Source organism: uncultured Tateyamaria sp., from assembly GCF_947497045.1.
In the GTDB taxonomy this organism is placed as follows: Bacteria; Pseudomonadota; Alphaproteobacteria; order Rhodobacterales; family Rhodobacteraceae; genus Tateyamaria.
In genome coordinates this window covers 1-1,453 of sequence record NZ_CANMEU010000040.1, presented here as the reverse complement: position 1 = coordinate 1,453, position 1,453 = coordinate 1, and the positions used below count along the sequence as shown (strand labels likewise).

Genomic DNA, 1,453 nt, shown 5'->3' with positions numbered 1-1,453 from the left:
TACCTGATCACATTCGAGCCAAATGGTAGCACAGTCGGCCTGACTGATCGGGCAGGAAAGACGCTCAATGGAGAGCCCCAACTGTTCTTTATCGCCCGGCCCGACCTTGGATACACGGTCCATTGCGGCACATGCCATTCGCAAGCCGTCCAGCGTCAGTGCTGGGCGGCTTGGAATGAAGAATTGCAGACGTGGGAGGTGGATCAGTTTGACGACAAGATATTTTGCAACGGTTGCGACAGTGAAACAGACCTCATGTCTCGCCCATTCCGTGACTTCGGGGCAGCGTGCGACAGCAACGCCGGTGACACCACACATGGCGCGGACGCAGCTGCAAACGGTGGGGACAGGAAAGTGGAAAGCAAGCTTTCGGAAGGGGGACCCCAGGAGGGGTTTGAAAAGCAACGCGGCAACACTGGCATCAGGTCAGGCACCGCACAACTCAAAGGATAAGACCCATGTTCGCAGGAACCCTCACCAAAAGCACCGACACCGAAACCACAGCCTTCACAGGCACCATCCACAACAAGAAGTTCGACATCGCAATCCAGCTGGAAACACGCTCGAAAATGTCAGAGCGCAGCCCGGACTATGACGTTACAGCCGTCAACACATCCGGTCGCAAGGTTCGCATCGGCTCGGCCTGGAACGAAGTCGGCACGAACACCGGCAACGCCTACCTCTCGATGCAGATCGACGTGGGCCTTGGGCCGTTCCGCGTCAACGCGGTTCAGAATGAAGACGCGCGCAAGAGCAAGAGCGGCGCATTCGAAATCATCCCGTTCGTCTCAACCGGCACCATGAAATCCGGCTCCATCTCGGGCGAGTTGACTGCAATGGATGCCGACAACGCATTCGCTGGCTACGTCGTAAACATGATGTTCGATCTCGACTTCATGCTGATCGAGAACGACTACAAGGTCGAGCAAACCCACCCGGACTACCGCATCGAAGTCAGCTCACCCAAAGGCAAACCAATCCGCGTTGGTTCAGCCTGGATGACAAAAAGCGTGCGCAGCGGCAATGAATACCTCTCGCTGCTGATCAACACGCCCGATGGTGATCTCCGCGTCAACGCGGTTCAGAACGAAGATCAACGCGGCGGTGACACCTTCTCGATCATCCCATTCGTGGACAGCGACACGCTGGACGACCGCGCGAACGACGGTCTGGCCCTGGTCGGCTGATCCAGCTGCATCTCATCGAAAGGAGGTGATCAGATCTCTCACCCGAAGGGGTGCATCATCAGGGCGTTCCGGGCAACCGGAGCGCCTTGACGTCGTGCAGGTCTGTACCTCCTCCCAAGCACAGACCTCACGGATCGCAGGTCGGGTATCTCCAGACGGGCCTGCGGTCCGGCATCAGAGGCAGGACGAGAGAGGGGAACCGCCCAACAGCGGTTCCCCTCTTTTTGCGTTTGCTCCGATTGAGAGAAATGAGGTCTGCTCTGCGG

Annotated in this window: 2 protein-coding genes; one reads left to right on the top strand and one right to left on the bottom strand. The window is 57.9% G+C overall.

Annotation, left to right across the window (positions count from 1 at the left end):
- Positions 1–318: hypothetical protein (locus Q0859_RS21410; RefSeq protein WP_299155195.1), on the bottom strand; the 318-nt coding region annotated here is incomplete at its 3' end.
- Positions 319–458: 140 nt separating this feature from the next.
- Here Q0859_RS21410 and Q0859_RS21405 point away from each other — a divergent pair.
- Positions 459–1,187, top strand: a complete 729-nt coding sequence (locus tag Q0859_RS21405; protein ID WP_299155192.1) for a DUF736 family protein — start codon at positions 459–461, stop codon at positions 1,185–1,187.
- The last annotated feature ends 266 nt before the right edge of the window (positions 1,188–1,453 follow it).

Excerpts from the sequence above, each read along its gene's own strand:
- Q0859_RS21405 (WP_299155192.1), top strand. The coding sequence starts at position 459 with ATGTTCGCAGGAACCCTCACCAAAAGCACCGACACCGAAACCACAGCC.